The organism is Parasutterella sp. St.1A3, from assembly GCF_059728705.1.
Genome location: NZ_BAAGFK010000001.1, coordinates 2517966 through 2537758 on the forward strand (window position 1 = coordinate 2517966; position 19793 = coordinate 2537758).

The 19793-nt window shown below is 49.8% G+C and carries 17 protein-coding genes and 1 tRNA gene; 7 read left to right on the forward strand and 11 right to left on the reverse strand.

Features of this window, described 5'->3' with window-relative positions; translation table 11 throughout:
* Positions 1-117: 117 nt before the first annotated feature.
* The 3 genes from AC6I1F_RS11775 (at position 118) to AC6I1F_RS11785 (ending at position 3625) form a co-directional block, all read left to right on the forward strand.
* A complete protein-coding gene (locus AC6I1F_RS11775; protein ID WP_289162807.1) occupies positions 118-774 on the forward strand; it encodes a response regulator in 657 nt (218 codons plus the stop codon).
* Positions 774-2105, forward strand: a complete 1332-nt coding sequence (locus tag AC6I1F_RS11780) for an ATP-binding protein (protein WP_160336219.1) — start codon at positions 774-776, stop codon at positions 2103-2105. Before AC6I1F_RS11775 ends, AC6I1F_RS11780 begins: the two co-directional genes overlap by 1 nt.
* Before the next feature lie 98 nt (positions 2106-2203).
* On the forward strand, positions 2204-3625 hold the full coding sequence (locus tag AC6I1F_RS11785) for a Do family serine endopeptidase (RefSeq protein WP_160336220.1): 1422 nt from the start codon (positions 2204-2206) through the stop codon (positions 3623-3625).
* A 30-nt stretch (positions 3626-3655) separates the two neighbouring features.
* On the opposite strand, the gene AC6I1F_RS11790 is transcribed toward AC6I1F_RS11785, so the two are convergent.
* From AC6I1F_RS11790 to AC6I1F_RS11800, 3 genes are read right to left on the reverse strand one after another with little or no spacing between them, the layout of a single operon-like run.
* Complete coding sequence (locus tag AC6I1F_RS11790; protein WP_289185198.1) at positions 3656-4996, reverse strand: class I adenylate-forming enzyme family protein; 1341 nt, start codon at positions 4994-4996, stop codon at positions 3656-3658.
* Positions 4997-5008: 12 nt separating this feature from the next.
* Complete coding sequence (menB, locus tag AC6I1F_RS11795; protein WP_289162800.1) at positions 5009-5863, reverse strand: 1,4-dihydroxy-2-naphthoyl-CoA synthase; 855 nt, start codon at positions 5861-5863, stop codon at positions 5009-5011.
* A gap of 41 nt (positions 5864-5904) precedes the next feature.
* The gene (locus AC6I1F_RS11800) at positions 5905-6879 is read right to left on the reverse strand and encodes a Bug family tripartite tricarboxylate transporter substrate binding protein (RefSeq protein WP_289162799.1); all 975 of its coding nucleotides are present in this window, start codon (positions 6877-6879) and stop codon (positions 5905-5907) included.
* A gap of 128 nt (positions 6880-7007) precedes the next feature.
* Between AC6I1F_RS11800 and AC6I1F_RS11805 the strand changes: the two genes are divergently transcribed.
* Positions 7008-7655, forward strand: coding sequence for a TetR/AcrR family transcriptional regulator (locus tag AC6I1F_RS11805; protein ID WP_289162797.1), 648 nt, complete (start codon positions 7008-7010; stop codon positions 7653-7655).
* A 190-nt stretch (positions 7656-7845) separates the two neighbouring features.
* Positions 7846-8493 carry a MarC family NAAT transporter gene (locus tag AC6I1F_RS11810; protein ID WP_160335974.1) on the forward strand — a complete coding sequence of 216 codons (648 nt, stop codon included), beginning with the start codon at positions 7846-7848 and terminating at the stop codon, positions 8491-8493.
* A 31-nt stretch (positions 8494-8524) separates the two neighbouring features.
* On the opposite strand, the gene glmS is transcribed toward AC6I1F_RS11810, so the two are convergent.
* From glmS to AC6I1F_RS11840, 6 genes are all read right to left on the reverse strand, one after another.
* Entirely contained in the window at positions 8525-10351 is a 1827-nt protein-coding gene (gene glmS / locus AC6I1F_RS11815) for a glutamine--fructose-6-phosphate transaminase (isomerizing) (RefSeq protein WP_290432534.1), read from the reverse strand.
* Positions 10352-10363: 12 nt separating this feature from the next.
* Complete coding sequence (gene glmU / locus AC6I1F_RS11820; RefSeq protein WP_289162795.1) at positions 10364-11722, reverse strand: bifunctional UDP-N-acetylglucosamine diphosphorylase/glucosamine-1-phosphate N-acetyltransferase GlmU; 1359 nt, start codon at positions 11720-11722, stop codon at positions 10364-10366.
* A 12-nt stretch (positions 11723-11734) separates the two neighbouring features.
* Complete coding sequence (locus tag AC6I1F_RS11825) at positions 11735-13201, reverse strand: high affinity choline transporter 1 (protein ID WP_289162793.1); 1467 nt, start codon at positions 13199-13201, stop codon at positions 11735-11737.
* Positions 13202-13342: 141 nt separating this feature from the next.
* Positions 13343-14272 carry a Tim44 domain-containing protein gene (locus AC6I1F_RS11830; protein WP_251570224.1) on the reverse strand — a complete coding sequence of 310 codons (930 nt, stop codon included), beginning with the start codon at positions 14270-14272 and terminating at the stop codon, positions 13343-13345.
* Positions 14273-14286: 14 nt separating this feature from the next.
* On the reverse strand, positions 14287-15036 hold the full coding sequence (gene ubiE, locus AC6I1F_RS11835) for a bifunctional demethylmenaquinone methyltransferase/2-methoxy-6-polyprenyl-1,4-benzoquinol methylase UbiE (protein WP_290432535.1): 750 nt from the start codon (positions 15034-15036) through the stop codon (positions 14287-14289).
* A gap of 2 nt (positions 15037-15038) precedes the next feature.
* Complete coding sequence (locus AC6I1F_RS11840) at positions 15039-15446, reverse strand: gamma-butyrobetaine hydroxylase family protein (protein ID WP_251451427.1); 408 nt, start codon at positions 15444-15446, stop codon at positions 15039-15041.
* Positions 15447-15574: 128 nt separating this feature from the next.
* On the opposite strand from AC6I1F_RS11840, the gene AC6I1F_RS11845 reads away from it, so the two are divergent.
* Positions 15575-15651, forward strand: a tRNA-Arg gene (locus tag AC6I1F_RS11845).
* 131 nt (positions 15652-15782) lie between these two features.
* Positions 15783-16412, forward strand: a complete 630-nt coding sequence (locus AC6I1F_RS11850; protein ID WP_290432536.1) for a LysE family transporter — start codon at positions 15783-15785, stop codon at positions 16410-16412.
* 16 nt (positions 16413-16428) lie between these two features.
* Here the strand turns inward: AC6I1F_RS11850 and AC6I1F_RS11855 are convergent, their stop codons facing one another.
* Positions 16429-17682 (reverse strand): peptidase U32 family protein, encoded by a 1254-nt coding sequence (locus AC6I1F_RS11855; RefSeq protein ID WP_251570225.1) that lies wholly within the window; start codon positions 17680-17682, stop codon positions 16429-16431.
* Position 17683: 1 nt separating this feature from the next.
* The gene (gene priA / locus AC6I1F_RS11860) at positions 17684-19693 is read right to left on the reverse strand and encodes a replication restart helicase PriA (RefSeq protein WP_251451433.1); all 2010 of its coding nucleotides are present in this window, start codon (positions 19691-19693) and stop codon (positions 17684-17686) included.
* Positions 19694-19793 lie beyond the last annotated feature (100 nt).

The following is a 19793-nucleotide window of genomic DNA, read 5'->3' on the forward strand; positions in this document are numbered from 1 at the left end:
GCACGTATCATTGCTATTAAAGTCCAATTAGACAAGGATTTTTCAGAATCGTGGCTTTTTTGGGAAATAGGCTTGGCATTCCGTATCCTTTATCAGGATTTCGGCGAGGAGGTAAACGTGAGAATTTTATTAGTAGAAGATGATGAAATGATCGGCGAAGCCGTTTCTGACGGACTTAAGTCGGAAGGTTACGCGGTAGATTGGGTAAAAGACGGCAACTCAGCCGTTATCGCTCTGGATACAACTCCTTTTTCGATCGTAATTCTTGATCTGGGGCTGCCTGGCAAAGACGGTTTGGCCGTACTTAAAGAGCTTCGCAGACGAAAAAATCATATCCCTGTACTTGTAACCACCGCTCGTGATACGGTCAACGACAGAATCGAAGGATTGGACGCCGGCGCCGATGATTATTTGGTCAAACCGTATGACCTTGACGAACTCAGCGCAAGAATTCGAGCGCTTCTGAGACGCTCAGCCGGAAGAAGCGATCCGATCATACGCAGAGGCCGCCTCACTATTAATCCCTCGACTCGGGAAGTCGTCTTTAACGGCAATTCCGTCATACTTTCCAGTAAGGAATACGCACTGCTGTTTGCGCTCGCCGAAAGACAGGGCATTGTTCTCTCCCGCTCTCAGCTCGAAGAAAAACTCTATAACTATGATTCCCTAATCGGCTCTAATGCTATTGAAGTTCACATCCATCATCTGAGAAAGAAACTCAGTGAGGACAGCATTAAAACCGTCCGTGGAGTGGGCTACGTTCTCGAAACCTAATGTATTCCATTAAGACTCGACTGCTGGCGGCCATAACAATTGCCCTGACCCTGGCAACCCTGTGTGCGGCTGCCGCTATCTATTTCTCTGTTGAAAACGAGATCAACCGACTGCTCGATAATTCTCTTCGACAGGTCGCCCTTGCCTATCAAAATGTCCGCTCACAGGACATTCTGCGTATTCGAAGAGATTTCTTTGCGCAGGACGAGAGCATGGTGGTACAGATTATCGATCCGAACACCGGAGCAAAGGCGCTTTCCAGAAGTATGGATCCTCTGCCGATAGCAGATCAGATTGGCTTCTCCAATGTCAAAATCGGCGGCGAAATCTGGCGACTTTATACAACTCAGAACTCTTACGGACCAATCATAGAGGTAGCGCAGCCTACATTTGTGCGCAGCGAAATTGCGCTGCAGTCGGCAAAATCCGTACTGCTGCCGCTCTTTTTTATGCTGGTGCTCATCGCTTTGGTATGCCAAATTATCATCGGGCAGGGATTCAGAGCGCTCAGCCGAACCGCATCGGCAATCGGACGGCGTTCTCCGTCATCCCTAACCCCGCTTTCGCTAAAAGGTCTGCCTGCGGAAATTGAACCCCTTGTTTCATCGCTGAACAACCTTCTGGAACAGCTCAGCGACAGCCTTAAAGCTCAGAAACGATTTGCCTCGGACGCCGCCCATGAACTGCGGACTCCGCTCACCGCGCTGACACTTCAGATCCAGCTTGCGGAAAGAGCTAAAACCGAAGAAGCCAGACAAAAAGCCTTTGGCCGTCTTAAGGACGGAATCAAACGCGCGACGCGTCTGGTTACTCAGCTGCTGACAATGGCGCGCCTTGACCCGGACAACCGCTCACAGCCCTTGCTTCCGCTCGATCTGACCGCCTTGGCCCATTCCGTTTGCGATGAACTCGCGCCGCTTGCCGCCCAGAAGAATATCGAACTGAAAGCGGCCTCGGATAAACCCGCTGTAGCCATCGCCAACGAAGACGCACTGCGTTTGCTCATGAACAACCTCTGTGACAATGCGATGCGTTACACACCGGCAGACGGACACATCGAAATCAGGACGTATATCCGTGCTTCCAAGGCTTTTATCGAGGTTTGCGACGACGGGCCGGGCGTTCCGGAAACAGAAAGAGAACGCATCTTTGAACGCTTCTATCGGGCTGAAGGCACAAAAACAATTCCCGGCACAGGACTCGGACTCGCAATCGTAAGACGCGTCGCGGAACTGCACGGCGGCACACCTTCGCTTGACGCCGGACTAAACGGCAAAGGCGTATGCTTCCGAATTTCATTCCCGGTAGCAGGCGCTCAGGAAGAAAATTAAACAATTTTGATTCCGCTTTTTTAATGAAGCAGCCTAAATTCCTTCCTACAATGATGTGCATTAGGTAAAGCGATTATCGATAACGGAGTCCAATAATAATGACGTTTCACAAATTTGCTGCCGCGGCGGCTGCCGCAGTACTTGTCATGACTGTGCCGGCTCAGCTCTCTTCTCTAAACGCAGTCAGCTCTGCCCATGCACAGACATCTGCCGTTTCCTCCCTCCCGGACTTCTCTAAACTCGTTGAAGACAACGGAAACGCGGTTGTTAGTATCGCCGTCGTTGAAAAAAGAAAGAAACGTGCCGAAAGCATGATCCCAAAGGATCAACTCGATTTTTTCCGCCACTTCGGCTTCCCCTTTCCTTTCGGAGATAACGGAGGCTTTACGCCGGGAAGACGTGGACAAGGGTCAGGTTTCATCATTAGCCCGGACGGATACATCCTCACAAATAATCATGTCGTTGAAAACGCAGATGACGTGACAGTCAGTCTCACCGATAAACGTGAGTTCAAAGCTAAGGTCGTCGGAACGGACCCTAAAACCGATATCGCACTGATTAAGATCGAAGGAAAGGACTTCCCGGCAGTTCGTCTCGGCAACTCCGACAACGTCAAGGTCGGAGAATGGGTGGCCGCCATCGGCGCGCCCTTTGGTCTGGACAACACCGTCACGGCCGGAATCGTCTCGGCAAAAAGCCGCAGCCTGCCGGATGAACAATTTGTACCCTTCATTCAGACCGATGTTGCGGTAAACCCGGGCAACTCCGGCGGACCGCTTTTTAACATGAAGGGTGAAGTCATCGGAATCAATTCTCAGATTTTTTCGACTTCGGGCGGCTTTATGGGACTCTCCTTCGCAATCCCGATTAATCTTGCCGTTCAGATTAAAAATAATCTGCAGAAGTACGGGAAAGTTTCGCGCGGAAGAATCGGCATACTGATGCAGCAGATGACGCCGGAACTTGCTAAAAGTTTCGGTATTAAGGAGACCAAAGGCGCGCTGATCGCTCAGCTAGAAAAAGACGGTCCGGCAGACAAGGCAAAACTCAAGGAAGGCGATATTATCGTTGAATTCAACGGCACACCGATCTCGGAACTGAATGAATTATCTCAGGCAGTCGCAGGCACTAAGCCCGGAACCAAAGCCCGGCTTAAAGTCATAAGAGACGGAAAGCTTCAGGATTTCACCATTGTTATCGGGGAGCTGACTCCCGAAGGAATCCGCAATCTCAAGCGCCCTGAAAATTTCAGTATCGGAATTCTGGACTTGGAAACCCGCCCTCTGGATCCTAAAGAGAAAAAGCGCGTTGAAAACGGCATCGCCGTTGTTTCGTCAGCCGGTATTGCCGCCGCTGCCGGTATACGCAAAGGCGATATCATCTTAAAAGCAGGCGGAAGAACAATAAAGAGTCGGGAGGACTTCGCCTCTGCTGTCAAAGGGGCTAAGGACAGCCTTGCCATCCTTATTGATCGATCCGGCAGACGAATTTTTGTGCCGATCAAACTCGCCGACAAATAAGACGGGACAAAGGGGGCTCTAAGAGCCTCCTCAGTGTTTTCCGGCGTAATGAAGTGCGGTTAGCATAAGTCCATCCAGGCAAGCGGGATTTCGATTAGGTTTCCCCGCAGACGTTTTCGGAAGTTCCTCCACCCAGGCGATACGGCGCGGTGATTTGTATGCCGCTAAATAAGGCTCAAGCGCCTTAACGATATCTTCCACTTTTGGAATTTGGTCTTTGTCTCTCGGCACGAGAAGTGCGGTCACAATTGAGCCCCACGTCTCATCTGGCTTTCCGAGAACCAGAGCGTTTTTGACCGACGGAAGCCTCTCCAGCGCCTCCTCAACTTCTGCGGGATAGACATTCTCGCCGCCGCTGATAATCATGTCCGTACGTCTTGCAAAAATCCGTACGAATCCGTCTTCGCCGACCTCTCCGATATCGCCGCTGTCGAACCATTCGCCCTTTTCCAAAGGCTTCCTGCCCCAATAGCCGCTCATCAGCATATCTCCGCGGACAAAGATATGCCCGTCCCGCGATTCAAGCTCAACCCCGGGATTGATCCTTCCGCTTCCTTCTGTTTTATGAAAACGCAGGGAAAAGGGTGTCGTCACCACATTACTCGCTGTCTCCGTCATCCCATACGTCATGATGAGAGGAATGCCTTTCTTCTCAGCCTCTTCCTTAAGCTTTGCCGATGTCGGCGCGCCCCCGACAAGAAGCGCCTTCAGACGGGGATTGGGGCGCCAATCCGGCGCCTCATCAAACACTTTCATCAGCATCGTGGGAACAATGGACGAGTAAGTGATTTTTGCTTCCTCCATTGTCCTCAGATAATCCTCAACCTTGAACTTCGGTCCGAGCGCAATCGCGCTTCGGGCAGCCAGCGAACGGGTCAGAATCGAAAAACCGCCGATACGCGCCGGAGAAATAGATAGGAGCCACACGTCATCGTGATTCAAAGGGATGTTGCCCCGAGAAGCTTCAGCGCTGGCTATCAGCGCTCTGCGCGTGAGAACGGCCGGCTTTGGAAGCCCTGTCGTTCCGGATGTGAACAAAATAACCGCCGCATCTTCCGGCAGCTTCTGATCAATGTGCGCAACACTTTCCGCAAGTACGCGCTTCTCGTAGTCCGTCAGCCCCGGATGGAAAAGAAGAATCGGCTGCTTTCTTTCCAGAAGCGCAAAAACCGATACGATGGTGTCCAAACAGGGGGAAGCCGTCAGATGATAAGGAACCGAGTCATCAAGCTCCTTATCTTTCTGTCTGACCAGCTCAAGAAGCTCACGGTAGGAAATCACTTTGCCGTGATCAATCACCGCGGGCGCCTCCGCTCTTTCAGAGGCTGCCGCTGAAATTGATAAAGCCTTATCCGTTTCCTCTTTGCTCATAATGCTCGATGATTAAGGTAAGCGGGGGAATTTCTTGAAGTTCGGGCGGCGTTTTTCTAAGAAAGCCTCTTTGCCTTCTTTACCCTCTTCGGTCATGTAGTAGAGAAGCGTAGCGTTTCCGGCAAGTTCCTGAAGACCGGCCTGGCCGTCACAGTCCGCGTTGAGCGCAGCTTTAAGACAGCGAATGGCAATCGGAGAATTCGCAAGAATCTCACGGCACCATTGAACCGTTTCCGCCTCGAGCTTTTCATACGGAACCACTGCATTGACAAGACCCATTTCAAGGGCTTCTGTCGCATCATAGAAGCGGCAGAGGAACCAAATTTCTCTGGCTTTCTTCTGACCGACGATTCGAGCCATATAAGACGCACCCCAGCCGCCGTCAAAAGAACCGACCTTCGGTCCGGTCTGTCCGAATCTGGCGTTGTCGGCTGCCAAAGTAAGGTCGCACATCATGTGAAGCACGTGGCCGCCGCCGACGCACCAGCCGGCTACCATAGCGATGACCGGTTTCGGGCAAGTACGGATCTGTCTCTGAAAATCAAGAACATTCAGACGAGGCACGCCGTCACTGCCCACATAGCCGCCGTTTCCGCGAACTTTCTGATCGCCGCCGGAGCAGAAAGCGTCCTTGCCTTCTCCGGTCAGAATAATGACGCCGATATTTTCGTCATCTCTGGCATCGGCCAAAGCCTGTTCCATTTCCCTTACGGTCAGCGGACGAAAAGCGTTTCTCACCTGCGGACGGTTGATGGTAATTTTCGCAATGCCTTCTTCGGATTTTTCGTACCGGATATCCTCAAAATCTCCCGCTTTTTTCCACTCGGGGACGCGGGGAAGAGAAGAAGTATCAAGCTGTGGCTGCATTTTTTGTTCCTAGAGAATAATTAAATTAATGACAACAAATTTTAGTTCCTGGCCGACGGAATTTGAGAAACGAGCGCATCCCATTTCGGCTGTTCTTCATGAATAAAGCGACTGAATGTTTCACTGTCCGAGAAAACCGGCTCCACACCTAGATTCTGAAGTCTTCTGCGTGCCTGATCGTCTTTAGCAAGTGCGTGAAAAGCGTCTGAAAAACCTTTCACGGTCTCCTTATCCGCTCCCTTCGGAAGTGCAAAACCGTCCCAAGCGTACAGCTCGTAGTTGTCCAGTCCTGCTTCTTTCATCGTCGGAATTTCCGGTGCCGCCGACAGTCTTTCGGGCGTTGTTACGGCAAGCGCCTTCAACGCGCCGCTCTTCACGTGAGGAAGGACATTCGAACTCACATCAATCATGAACGGAATTCGTCCCGCCATGACCTCTACAAGCGCGGCAGCGCCGCCGGAATGCGGGATGTGAGTAAGCTTGATGCCGGCCCGTTTCGCCAGATACTCGCCTGCCAAGTGACTTGTGGTGCCTACGCCCGAAGAGGCGAAGTTCACCGCCTCAGGATGCTCTTTGGCGTATTTGATCAAACTCGGTAAATCCGTCACACCCTCTATGGTTTTCGGATTCAGCACCATGATCAAACCGATTTTGGAGAGCTGACCGACAGGAATTAAATCTGTCATCGGATCAAATGGAACATTTTTATAAAGCTTCTTATTGACACACATGATCCCGTTTGTGACATAAGCAAGTGTTTTACCGTCCGGCTTAGCGGCCGCAGCTGCTGCTGTTCCAATATTGCCGCCCGCACCGGGACGATTGAGCACCCAGATCGGCTCACCGTATTTTTCAGCAAACAGATCCAGCGAAGCACGCGCTAAATTGTCTCCGCCACCTCCCGGAGGAAACGGAACTATCAGACTGACTTCTTTGCCCGTCTGTGCGGAAACGATTGATCCGCAGCCTAAAAGGACGGCCGATGACACCGAAAGAATAAAGCTCCGACGCTTCATATAGTTTTCCCTAAAAAAATCTGTACCGTATGGTACAGTACAATTATGGGATAATCAATGAATGTTACTCAAAACGTGCTTTTGGCTTGTCAGAGATCAGCCGCGCACGGAAGAAAAAAGGCTGCTACTTGAAACCGATTACAAAAGAAGCAAAAACACAGCGCGGCAGAGATCGTCAAAAGACACTCCTGGACACGGCAATTAATGTGTTTTTAGAGCATGGATACGAGCGGGCTTCGCTGGAGAAAATCATTCTCTCAGCGGGCGGTTCGCGCTCCACGATCTATTCGCTCTACGGCAGCAAGCGCGGCCTGTTTTTAGCCTGCCTAAAACATCTGGTGGACGAGGTCTACTATGCCTACGAAGATTTCTATGATGAGAAACGCGGCTGGGAAGAGGAACTCGAAGTCTTCGGCAATATCTATCTGCGTTCCATTCTTTCGGACAAAGCGATCGGTACGAGCCGACTAATTTTTTCCGTGACTGCAAGGGAACCGGAAATCGGACGCTGGTACTACACAGAAGGCGCTCAGCTCAGTTATCTCTGTTTTGCGAAGGTCCTTGAAAACAAACTTCCGCTGGACTTTAACGACCTCAAAGAGATCTCTCTGCATTACATCGAGATGCTGAAGTCCGACCTGTACCACCATCGTCTCTGTGATCCGCACTTCATTCCGAATGACGCGATGATTGAGCACGAGGTCCGACTCTGCAGCCACATCACCGCTTCTTATATCCGCAGCCTTTTAAATGATTGCGGCTCAAGCCGTAAATAAATTGAAATCTCTCAGCTGTTATTCAGCGACTTATTTCAAAAAACAGATTCTCGCCGCCTAACAGAAGACGGCCTTAGGCAGACACCGTTTTTGTCGTTAAATTCTCCCCCTGAGCTTCTACCTAGAAGTTGAGTTTTTCCTTCCAAGTCGTCTTATCATTCAGCATTATTTTTCTGAGCCCAAAGTTGTCATGGTTGAATCTTTGTACCTCCAATACCTGTTCGGAGGATTTGTCAGTCTTATTGTTATCACAAATCCGCTCTCTAAGATTCCCCTTTTCATCAGCCTGACACAGGGAATGTCGGTGGATGTCAGAAAAAAACAAGCCAATTGGGCCTGTTATTACGCTGCCGCCATTATGCTTGTCAGCCTTGCCGCCGGCAACCTGCTCCTTGTCTTCTTCGGAATCTCATATGGAGCGCTGCGTATCTCCGGCGGTTTCGTCGTCGGTCTGATCGGATATCAAATGCTGTTCGGAGCTCGTGACCAACAAGGAGCGCCGGTTGTGCGCAGAGACAAGGACGACTACTCGTTCTTTCCGCTTGCGATGCCCGGTATCAGCGGTCCCGGTACGATCGCTGTGGTTATCGGTATCGCCTCAGAAATCGCGGAACTTCCGCAGGTAATCGATATGGCGGGCGCCTTCTTTATGACCGGAGTCGCCATTATCCTGACCGCATTTGTGACTTGGATCGTGCTTCGATGCGCCGATTACATCTCCGAGCGTCTCGGACCGAGCGGAACTCAGGTGCTGACTAAACTCATGGGGTTCCTGCTAATCTGTATCGGCGTCCAATTTATCGGCTCGGGCGTGCGAACGTTTATCGCAGGATCATAAACAAAGGGGCCTCAGGGCCCCTTTAGTTTACTTACTCAGTTGTCACGCTCTTTGCCAGATTTCTCGGCTTATCTACATCGGTCCCCTTGGCAACCGCTGTGTGATACGCCAGCAGCTGCAGAGGGAGCACATGAAGAATCGGAGAAAGATGACCATAGTTCTCGGGCATCTTAATCACGTGAATACCGGGCGCGCTTTTTATGTTTGTACCTTGGTCACAGAATACAAAAAGCTCTCCCTTTCTTGCACGAACTTCCTGCATATTGCTTTTCAGCTTTTCCAGCAGTTCGTCATTTGGCGCAACCGTCACTACCGGCATTTCTGCGTCAACCAGTGCCAGCGGTCCGTGCTTGAGCTCTCCGGCCGGATATCCTTCAGCGTGCAGATAGCTGATTTCCTTAAGCTTCAGCGCTCCTTCAAGCGCGATCGGATAGTGGACTCCGCGGCCTAAGAAAAGCGCATTATTTTTAGACGCAAAGAAAGAAGCCCATTCTTTAATTTCGTTTTCTTTCTCGAGGACGACATGCATGGCCTGAGGCAGATGACGCATATCAGCCATTAGTTTTTCCTCCGCCTCAGCGCTCAGTCTGCCTTTTTCTTTTGCAATCGCCAGCGTCATTAAAAAGAGCGACGCAAGCTGTGTTGTAAACGCCTTTGTTGAAGCCACACCGATCTCCACACCCGCTCGTGTGATGTAATGCAGTCGAGTCTGCTTCACCATAGCGCTTGTTGCAACGTTGCAGATGGTCATCGTCTTGTCCATGCCCAGAGATTTGGCATGTTCAAGAGCCGCTAAGGTATCCGCGGTCTCTCCCGACTGAGAAATCGTCAGCACCAGAGTGTCCTTATCGGGGACTGACTCTCTATAGCGATATTCGCTGGCAATTTCAACATCACAGGGAACCTTGGCAAGGGCCTCAAGCCAATATTTAGCCACCAGACCCGCGTAATAACTTGTGCCGCAGGCAATAATCAGAACGCGTTTAATCTGCTGGAAAATCTCTTTTGCCTCATGTCCGAAAATGGCGCTGGTAACGAATTGGACGCCTTCTAGGGTATCGGAAAGCGCCTGCGGCTGCTCGAAGATTTCCTTCTGCATGTAGTGCGTATAAGGGCCTAAGGCAATACCTGAAGTAAAGCCCTGAACAACAGAAACAGGCCTTTGGATCTCGACAAATTCGTCTCCTAAGCGGTTCCAGATCTGTGCTGAAGTCGGACGAATATCGGCAACGTCACCGTCTTCGAGATAGATATAACAATCAGTGACACCGGCCAGAGCAAGCGGATCTGAAGCGATAAAGTTTTCTTTATCTCCAAGCGCTACCACGAGAGGCGCGCTCATCTTGGCGCCAATGACACGATCCGGCTCATCTTTGCAGGAAACCGCAATGCCGTACGCACCCTTCAGACGAAGAACCGTCTTCTTTACCGCCTCAAGAAGATCCCCTTCGTAATAACTATGGACCAAATGAACGATAACCTCAGTATCGGTTTCACTTACGAATACGTAGCCCTTCGCTTTGAGTTCTTCTCGGAGCGGCTCATAGTTCTCAATGATGCCGTTATGAACCACCGCAATCTGATCATGCGAGAAGTGCGGATGTGTATTGCAGATCTCGGGCGCGCCGTGGGTAGCCCACCGAGTGTGAGCAATTCCGGAAAGTCCCTTAATTCCATTCTTTTCTGTCTGTTCGATCAGATCCTGAACTCTTGAAACCGTGCGCGCTCTTTTAAGCCGATTCTCATCGACTACGGCAACGCCGCATGAGTCATAACCACGATACTCAAGCCTTCTGAGACCTTCTGTCAGAATCGGAACAATATTTCTATAGCTGCAGCCAGCGACAATTCCGCACATTTCTAAACTCCATTAAATTTTTTTCTTGACAGGCCTCTGCCAGCCCTGAATTTCTGTCTGCCGCACGCGGCTGATAACTAAAACATTTTCCGACACGTTCTTTGTCACTGTCGTACCAGCCCCAACTGTAGCGCCTTTGCCCACTTTAACAGGCGCGACAAGCTGAGTATCACTGCCGATAAAGCAGTCGTCTTCAATGACCGTCCTGAATTTATTCACGCCGTCATAGTTGCATGTAATCGTTCCTGCTCCGATGTTGACTCCGGAACCCATAGCCGTATCGCCGATATACGAGAGATGATTGACTTTGCTTGCGGCACCGATCGAGCTTTTCTTAATTTCTACAAAGTTGCCAATGTGCACATCGTCCGACAGTTCTGCAAGCGGTCTCAATCGCGCAAAGGGACCGATCTTCGCGTTCTTTCCGACTGTAGCTCCGTCAAAATGACTGTACGCTTCAACGGTTGTTCCGCTTCCGATCACAGAAGACTTAATCACACAGTACGGGCCGATCTTCACATTGTCTTCTATTACAACGTCACCTTCAAAAACGCATCCGACATCGATGAAAACATCGCGGCCGCACTTCAAATTTCCGCGAATATCCAGTCGGTTTTTATCTGCGAGAAGCACGCCCTGCTTCATCAGTGCCACTGCCTGTCTGGCCTGATAAGCGCGTTCCAAGGCTTCTAACTGAAGTTTGTTGTTGGCACCTTCAACTTCCCAAGGGTCCGTTGCTTTAAAGGCATGTACAGTGCGGCCTTCACTGGCAGCCATCCCAACCAGATCTGTCAGATAGTATTCCTGCTGATTATTGTCGCAGCGAAGGTTTTTAAGCCAGCGCGTAAGATCCGGCGTCGGCACCAGCATAAATCCGGTATTTACCTCCCTGACCTTCTTCTGCTCGCTGTCTGCGTCTTTCTCTTCTACGATACGTTTTATCTCTCCGTTTTCACGAATAATTCTTCCGTAGCCGGTCGGATCATCTAAATCGATCGTCAAAAGACCAAACCCGCCTTCAGCAGCCTGAACGAGCTTTTTCAGCGTATCGGCAGTAATCAGGGGCACATCTCCGTATAAGACCAAAGTCGGAGAAGAAGGATCAAGGTATCTCTCGGCCTGCAGGACAGCGTGTCCTGTGCCTTTTTGTTCTGCCTGAAGCGCAAAGGATACCGGCTCACCATCCAGATGCGACATCACGGATTCGGCTCCGTGCCCAACCACAACAATAATTTTTCCTTCCGGGGAGACTTGTTTTGCAGCCGCAAGGACATGATCCAGCATCGGCTTGCCGCCGACCGGCTGCAGAACTTTGGGAAGTGAAGAATACATGCGTTTGCCGAGTCCGGCAGCCAAAATAACTATGTTCATTTTCTCAACAAATTAGCTTGCAGAATCATATAAATACTTGTCTTTGTTTTTCTGCCAGGAGCGAACGCATTCGCGATTTGCCCGAAGCGGCAGCAAAGAACCGAGTACCTGTCCAAAACCGGCGGCGAGGAATCCGCCCAGAAGCGCCGGGAATTCCTCCCCTAACGCAGTAAATGAAAGCACACCCCAGACAATGGTCCCGATGAAGATTGAGCACCAGCACCCGATCGTTGTGGAACGCTTCCAATACAGTCCTAGCGTCAGCGGCCAGAAAGCGCCAATCACCGGAAATTGATAAGCCATAGCCGCCAATTCATAAATCGGAGTGCCTTCCATACTGAGCGCATAGATCAAAACGCCAATTGCAAACACGATCAGTGAAATTCTCATCGCCTTCAATTCGCGCTGGTCGCTGAGCGGCATGATGTTTCTCAGAACGTTCTCAACAAATGTTGTTGTCGGAGCAAGCATGGTAGCTGAAGCGGTTGACATCACAGCCGAGAGGACAGCACCAAAGAAAAGAATGCGCAGCCAAAGCGGCATGTATTCCTTAATAAAGCTCGGCAGGATCTCCTGCGGATCGCTTGCCATCAGCTTTGCTGCCAAATCCGGAACCGCAAGGGTTGCGGCAATAACGATAAACATCGGGACCGAGGCAAACAACAGATAAAAAGAGCCGCCGAGAATAGGACCGAAACAGGCTATCTTCTCAGATTTTGCCGACATGACGCGCTGGAATACGTCCTGCTGAGGAATAGAGCCGATCATCATAGTGATCGCCGCAGAAGTCCAAAACATCCAATCCTTAAACGTATTTTCCGGGAAGAATCGAAACAGCTGATGTTCGCTCGCATATTCCGCAACTTTCATCGGACCACCCGCCATAGATCCCGCAAAGCAGGCGACAATCACCAAACCGATAACGATGATGATCATCTGGAAAAAATCCGTGAGCGCAACAGACCACATACCGCCGAAAACGGTATAGATCAAAACGACAATCGTTCCGACAATCATGGCATTGCTGACAGAGACATAACCTTCGGTCAGCAAATGAATGACAAGGCCCAAGGCTGCTACTTGAGCTGCAACCCAACCTAAATATGAGAGAACGACGAAAATTGAACAGCAGAGTTCTACTGACACGCCGTACCTTCTTCGATAGAAGTCGCCGACGGTAAGAAGACTCATGCGATAAAGCTTTCTGGCAAAAAACATTCCCACCAGAATCAGAGCCATACTGGAACCAAAAGGCTCCTCTACAACTCCAGACAATCCATTTTGAATAAACTGTCCGGGAAGACCAAGAACCGTCTCACTGCCAAACCACGTCGCAAAAGTCGCTGTAATAACCATTACCAGCGGAAGCGATCGACCGGCCAAAGCGTAGTCAGTGGTGCTTCGGACCCGTGTGGCCGCAAAAAGACCAATCGCGACGGTGCAGAGCAAATACAAACCAACAAACAGGGTCAGTTTCATTGCCGGATTATCCTCGTATCAAAAAATGAAAAAGAACGGTCGGCCTTTCGACTCTCCGAGCCAATGTTTAATTTTAGAAAAAAATTACTTGCAAGAAAAGAAAAAAGGGGCTTTTTGCCCCTTTCCGAAGGAACCTAAAAATTAAGCCTGCTGAATGCCTGCAAGCAGCCAGCCTGACTTGCCTTCCTTGGATTTAACCAAATTCCAAATCTCGTTGATCTTAGTCGGTTCACCGTTCTCTCTCAAATCTCCGGTGAAGCGGACAGAGGCAACGTACTCGGTCGGAGTCGTTTCAAAACCGGCAAGATCCGTGTGAAGGCTGACGATTTCAGTCAGGTTCGCGCCTTTAATTTCGCGACGCTGATGCGTCAGTTCAATGAACAGATCATCCGTGCAGTAGTTGGCGAGATCGTCCATATCTCCGCAGTCCCAAGCCTTCTGAAGCATCTTGAAATAGGCAGAGGACATATTCAGGAATTCTTCCTTATTGAATTCAGCAGGAACCTCAAAGCTGGAGGCGGAACTCTCGGAAGGATTCTCAGAGAATTCATCCATCGCGGAACCCGGACGAGCGCTAAAAGAAGAAGAGAGCGGTTCGGATGATTTCATCATGGGTTCGGGAGCCTTGTTTTCCTGCGGGAACGGAACCGAGCTTGTGCGCTGCTGCGTACTGGATGCCGCCGTAGTCTTTCGGGCCGTGAACATTCTAAAGGCGAGCAGCGCAAGCATAGCAAGCGTCAAAATCATCAGGAACTGTGCAAAGCCTTCGCCTAAACCAAGCATATTGGCAAGCGCCATAAAGCCGAGTGCAGCGGCAGCGCCGATTAAAAGACGTTTACCCATGCTCATACCAGCAGTCTTCGCTGCGGCAGTACCGGCAGCCGCAGCTGCTCCGGGCTTACGCGCCGCGGCGGCAGGGGCTTTTGAAGAGAACGGGGAGGAGGGAGCCGCCTTGGGGATGCTCATTGAACGGCCAAAACTGGAGCCGCCTCCAAGGCGAGCCGCGGATGCGTCTACCGTGAAAGCGACAAGAGAGAGGCCGATCAAAAGAGCGGCAAAAAATTTCTTCATACTTTCCTCTATTTTCAATTTTTATATCCAATGTGAAGGGCTGTAATTCCAAAGGTGAAATTTTCCCACTCAACCTTTGAAAACCCCACGGAACTCATGATTTTAGCAAGAGTTTGCTGATCGGGGTGCATTCGGATGGACTCCGCTAAGTAACGATAGTTTTCAGCGTTTCCGGCGATTTTTGAGGCCAAAAAGGGCATCACATGGAAAGAATAAAAATCATAGAATGGTTTCATCCATGCCGCAGGTTTGGAAAACTCAAGAACTATAACTTTTCCGCCCGGTTTACATACACGCAGCATTTCGGCAAGCGCCCTGTCTTTGTGCGTCATATTTCTCAGGCCGTAAGACACAATCACGACATCAAAGTAGTTGCTCGGGCACGGGAGCGCCTCAGCGTCACACTCCGCGACATACGGAACATGCCCGGCCTCGCGCAGTCTGCGTTCACCAATCTTGAGCATCTCTAAATTGATGTCGGTAAGCCAGACTTCGCCTGACGGACCGATCTTTTTCTCGATCAGCAGTGAAATATCGCCGGTTCCGCCTGCGATATCAAGTACCTTCATACTTTCCTTGATGTCCGCTTTGTGAATCGCAGCATGTTTCCACATCCTATGCAGCCCAAAAGAAAGAATGTCATTCATCAAGTCATAGCGGGGAGCGACTTCATTAAAGACCTCCTTCACATGTTCTGCTTTTTCTTCCTCCGGAACTTTCTTAAATCCGAAGTCTGTTAGGTGTTTTTGCTCTTTGTCAGTCATGATTAATGATTTGGGCAGCTTGGTTTCTTTTTTTCAATAAAAGGAAGGTTTGCCGGATCGTCTGGATCTCTTGATGCGCCGGCCTGTGTCAGCTCACTGAGGTAATCCTCCCAAAGCTGATCCTTGCGGACTCCGATTTCATAGAGCCAGTCCCAGCTGTATAGGCCGCTGTCATGGCCGTCTGAAAACGTAATCTTCAGCGCATATTCTCCGACAGGCTGGACGTCGGTAATCGTCACATCCCGTTTGCCGACCTGAAGTTTTTTCTCCTCAGGGGTATGCCCCTGAACTTCTGCCGACGGAGAGAATACTCTCAGGAATTCGTAAGGAAGCTCAAAGGGTTCTTCACCAAAGACGATTTCCAATAAACGTGATTTATTTCTGAAATTAATAGATGTAGGATTTTTCATGTTATTGCTCTCAATCGCAAAAGTGTATCAAGCTTATAGAGGCCTCCATCCCCGGAAGCTTTTTTTCACCGAATATGAGCGATTGATTTGATTTAACCGATGACTGTTTTGTAGAATTGAACATCTTAGCACCCGTAGCTCATCTGGATAGAGTACTGCCCTCCGAAGGCAGGGGTAGTGGGTTCGAACCCCGCCGGGTGCGCCATTTTCTCTTGATCACTCTTCAGCTTTCGGGCGCCTCTTCCCGTGTTTCCTTTGTTTTAAGCAAAAAACAAGGATTTCAGCCGGGCTCATTTATATAATGATTCAAATCTCGATCCGTAAAAGAGCGCAGAAATGCTTCCTGCTTTACTTACCATTGCCGGTGTCCATCTTATTGCGCTGGCATCTCCCGGCCCTGATGTTTTTATTGTGATGCAGACCGCTGCAAGCCGATCCAGGAAGGAAGCTTTTTGCTGTGTTCTCGGAATTTCTCTGGGTGTTGCCTTTTGGGTTACTTTGGCTTTGCTCGGACTTCAGTGGCTGTTCGACACATTCATTTGGCTCCACAAAATTGTTATGGGGTTGGGCGGCATGTACCTACTTTGGATGTCATTCAATATCCTCCGACACGCGCTTAGCCGCTCTCAGGCAGCCGAGAACGTCGAAAGCGAAGTCCAATCCTCAGCCGCAAAAGCTTTTATCACGGGTCTCTGCACCAATCTTGCAAACGCCAAAGCGATCGTCTATTTCAGCGTCGTTTTCGCTCCTTTCATCACCCCGGACATGTCCGGCGGCTACTCTGCCGTGATCGGTATTCTTGCCGTTTTAGAAACATTCCTGTGGTTCTCGTTTGTCGCCCTTTTGCTCGGAATGCCAAAGCCGAAACAAATTTATCGATCAGCCGGAAGGTGGATCGACGGAGTGTGCGGCGTTATTTTCGGAGCATTCGGCGCCGCACTGCTGTACTCCGCTGCAGTTAAATAAAAGTAAGCACTTACTTCTATTCCTCTAAGGGATCAACCTTTTGAATAATATACAGTTTATCGTTCTCTCTAATTTTTTCTGAAAGTCGGAACGTTACATGCTGCCCCTTACAAACCTGCGTCACCGGTTTGCCGTCCACACAGGGATTTTTCAATTCAGAATAAACCGCTCCCGTTGTCGGCCCGGTAATGAGGATACGATCTCCTGCTCTAATTTCTGCAGCCTGAATTAAAAATTCGGCGACACCCGCCTTAGCAAAATATTTACAGCCTTTGCCCGCATAGATCTTTCTTTCGGTAGCCTGTGAGCCGTAGCGATTGCTCCACTCCCCCATTGTCTGTCCGAGGTAATAGCCATTCCAGAATCCGCGGTTATAAACTGTTGATAATTTATCGTCCCAAGACTTGCTGATCTCTTCGTTCCAGTTTCCTGCCAAAACCTGTCTAATCGCCTGATCGTAGGCTTCAACCACGGTTTTTACGTACTCGGCACCTCGAGCGCGCCCTTCAATCTTGAAAACACGAACACCGGCCTTCATCATCAAATCGATAAAACCAATTGTCTTCAGATCCTTCGGAGACATGATGTATTCATTATCGATTTCCAGTTCGACATCCCGCTCCTTATCTTTAACGATGTAAGCGCGTCGGCAGGTCTGCATACAGGCGCCTCTGTTAGCGCTTCTGCCGCGGGTATTGAGACTGAGGTAGCACTTGCCGCTGATCGCCATACAAAGAGCTCCGTGGCAGAACATTTCAATTCGGACCAAATCTCCGTTAGGACCTCGAATTTGTTCACTCTGTATGGCCTCGTATATTTTCTTAACCTGCCTCAGATTAAGTTCTCTTGCAAGAACCACAACGTCGGCAAACTGCGCATAGAACTTTAATGCCTCTTTGTTGGAGATATTCAGCTGCGTGGAAAGATGCACTTCCATTCCTCTTTCGCGGCAATACATCATCACCGCGGCGTCAGACGCAATCACCGCAGATATCCCGGATTCAGCCGCCGCATCAATGATCTCTCTCATCAGAGAAATATCTTCATCATAGATAACGGTATTCACCGTCAAATAGCTTTTGACTCCGTGACTTTTACAAAGCTCTGCGATTTCCTTCAAATCGTTTATCGTGAATTCATTTGCGGACTTAGAACGCATATTGAGCGCTCCGATGCCAAAATAAACTGAATCGGCGCCCGCCTGAAATGCCGCCGCTAATGACTCACGTGACCCGACCGGGGCCATAATTTCAAAATCTTTACGTTCCATATTAAAAACTCAAAGGGTCAACGTCGATATGCCAAACATTCTTGAACTGCCGGTTTTCTATTTCTGATGTGAATACCGCTAAAAACCGCTGCAGTTCCATTTTGTTGTCTGCCTCTATCAGCAGCTGAGCCCGTTCAATATCCATTACCTTCTGAACCGTCTGCGGAACCGGATCATAGAACCGAACACTTCTCGTTTGGACAGAAAGACCGATTTTCTTTACCTGAGATAGGAAGTCCAAGACTTCTCTAATGTCCTTTCCTTCGGAAATCATGAGCGCCTGAGCAGAGTACGGCGTCATGGAAGCTGTTTTACGTGCTTTTAATTCCTCTTGAGCAAATCCTTCGAAATCGTTGTCCTTCAGATATCGAAACAAGCTGTCCTTCGGATATTTCGTTTGAATCAGTACTTCGCCCTGCTCTCCGCTCCTTCCGGCACGTCCGGCAACCTGCATGAGCACGGAAAACAGTCTCTCTCGAGCGCGGTAGTCAAAGGACAGAAGCTGCGGATCAGTGTTCAGCACAACGACCAAAGACACCTTCTTGAAGTCGTGTCCTTTCGCCACAATCTGAGTTCCGACCAGAATATCAACTTCTCCGCTGTGAACTGCTTCAAGCATCCGACTCGCGCTTCCTCTGCGTCGGGCCGAATCCTGATCAAGTCTCATGATTTTAGCCTCGGGCCATTTTACTTCCAGCTCTTCTTCCGCCCTCTGAGTTCCTCTTCCGACGGGCTGAAGCTCATAGGAGCCGCACTTTGGACAGCTCGTGGGCAGCTTCATACTCCATCCGCAGTAATGACAGGTAAGTCTTCCCGTTGTTTTATGGAAGACCGCATAGGCCGAGCAGTGGGGACAAGTCGAGTGCCAACCGCAGCTTTTACACTCCACGACCGGCGCAAAGCCTCGACGATTTAAGAAAACAATCGATTGGCGCCCCTTTTCCAGGGTATCTGTAATTTTCTCCGCTGTCTCTGAGCATATCCCGTTCTGCGGACGGTCCAAAGAAGTATCAATAAGCGTAATACGGGGAAGCTCAGCTGATTCGACTGCCCGCTTCTTCATCTTGTAAAGCCGGAATCTTCCTTCCAAAGCGTTTCGATAGGACTCCAGAGACGGCGTTGCAGAACCCAAAAGCACAGGAATGCCTTCAATCTGAGCTCTTTTAAGCGCTAGGTCCCTCGCGTTATAACGAACCCCTTCATGGGATTTATAGGAAGCATCATGCTCTTCGTCGACTATGATCAGCTTTAAATTCGGAAGGCTGGCAAATACGGACAGACGTGTACCGACCAAAATACTTGCCCGCTCTTCATGACAGGCCAGCCAAGATGAAGCTTTCTGACCTTCGGCCATGGATGAATTCCACGTAGCGACAACCCGATCTTTAAATCGATTGCCTATCCGGGAAACCAATTGAGGCGTCAGATTAATCTCCGGAACCATCAGCAGGATCTGAGCCTTTGGATCGGCTTTAAATGTATTCTCAATAAGCCTTAGATAAACCTCTGTCTTGCCGCTTCCGGTAACACCGAAAAGAAGAGCCGGTGAAAATCCTTTGCTTTGAGAAAAGTCATCCACAATAGCCTCCTGCTCTTTGTTGAGCAGGGGGATGTCTTCCGGAGCGTCGTTAGATTTAAATTTTCGGTCTCTTAATTTGGAAAGAGAATTCGCATAGTTCGGACCGGGAATCCTGCGGAAAAATTTTGGAAGTGCAGGGACCGCCACCATCCCGTGCCTGCTGAGATAATAACGAGCGGCAAAGGCGGTCAGTCTCATCCAGTTTTCGGAAAGCGGCGCAATTTCGTCCGGTCTTCCGGCAACCTTTCTCAGTTTATTGACCGGCCATTCGGAACTGTCGGAGAATCCGGCAACGATGCCTATGACATTTCTTCTTCCAAGCGGGACAATACAGCGCTCTCCGACGTGCAAGCCCAGCTCCGGCACATTCTTATAGTCGAGCTGGCCCCTTAAAGGAGCATCAACAATGACTTTAACAATTGACTGGGCCATAGCGCTGAGATATTCCGTACAAATTTAAAAAGAACGGCCTCCAAGTTAACTCAGAGACCGATCGAATTACTTTACTTCATTAACAGCCGGTTTTTCAGCT

Bases quoted from the DNA above. Each gene is read 5' to 3' on its own strand.
- glmS (WP_290432534.1), bottom strand. From the start codon at position 10,351: ATGTGCGGAATTGTCGCTGGCTGCAGCTATAGAAATATTGTTCCGATT.
- AC6I1F_RS11785 (WP_160336220.1), top strand. From the start codon at position 2,204: ATGACGTTTCACAAATTTGCTGCCGCGGCGGCTGCCGCAGTACTTGTC.
- AC6I1F_RS11830 (WP_251570224.1), bottom strand. From the start codon at position 14,272: ATGAAGAAATTTTTTGCCGCTCTTTTGATCGGCCTCTCTCTTGTCGCT.
- AC6I1F_RS11790 (WP_289185198.1), bottom strand. From the start codon at position 4,996: ATGAGCAAAGAGGAAACGGATAAGGCTTTATCAATTTCAGCGGCAGCC.
- AC6I1F_RS11840 (WP_251451427.1), bottom strand. From the start codon at position 15,446: ATGAAAAATCCTACATCTATTAATTTCAGAAATAAATCACGTTTATTG.
- AC6I1F_RS11810 (WP_160335974.1), top strand. From the start codon at position 7,846: ATGGTTGAATCTTTGTACCTCCAATACCTGTTCGGAGGATTTGTCAGT.
- AC6I1F_RS11850 (WP_290432536.1), top strand. From the start codon at position 15,783: ATGCTTCCTGCTTTACTTACCATTGCCGGTGTCCATCTTATTGCGCTG.
- glmU (WP_289162795.1), bottom strand. From the start codon at position 11,722: ATGAACATAGTTATTTTGGCTGCCGGACTCGGCAAACGCATGTATTCT.
- ubiE (WP_290432535.1), bottom strand. From the start codon at position 15,036: ATGACTGACAAAGAGCAAAAACACCTAACAGACTTCGGATTTAAGAAA.
- AC6I1F_RS11825 (WP_289162793.1), bottom strand. From the start codon at position 13,201: ATGAAACTGACCCTGTTTGTTGGTTTGTATTTGCTCTGCACCGTCGCG.
- menB (WP_289162800.1), bottom strand. From the start codon at position 5,863: ATGCAGCCACAGCTTGATACTTCTTCTCTTCCCCGCGTCCCCGAGTGG.
- AC6I1F_RS11800 (WP_289162799.1), bottom strand. From the start codon at position 6,879: ATGAAGCGTCGGAGCTTTATTCTTTCGGTGTCATCGGCCGTCCTTTTA.
- AC6I1F_RS11780 (WP_160336219.1), top strand. From the start codon at position 774: ATGTATTCCATTAAGACTCGACTGCTGGCGGCCATAACAATTGCCCTG.
- priA (WP_251451433.1), bottom strand. From the start codon at position 19,693: ATGGCCCAGTCAATTGTTAAAGTCATTGTTGATGCTCCTTTAAGGGGC.
- AC6I1F_RS11855 (WP_251570225.1), bottom strand. From the start codon at position 17,682: ATGGAACGTAAAGATTTTGAAATTATGGCCCCGGTCGGGTCACGTGAG.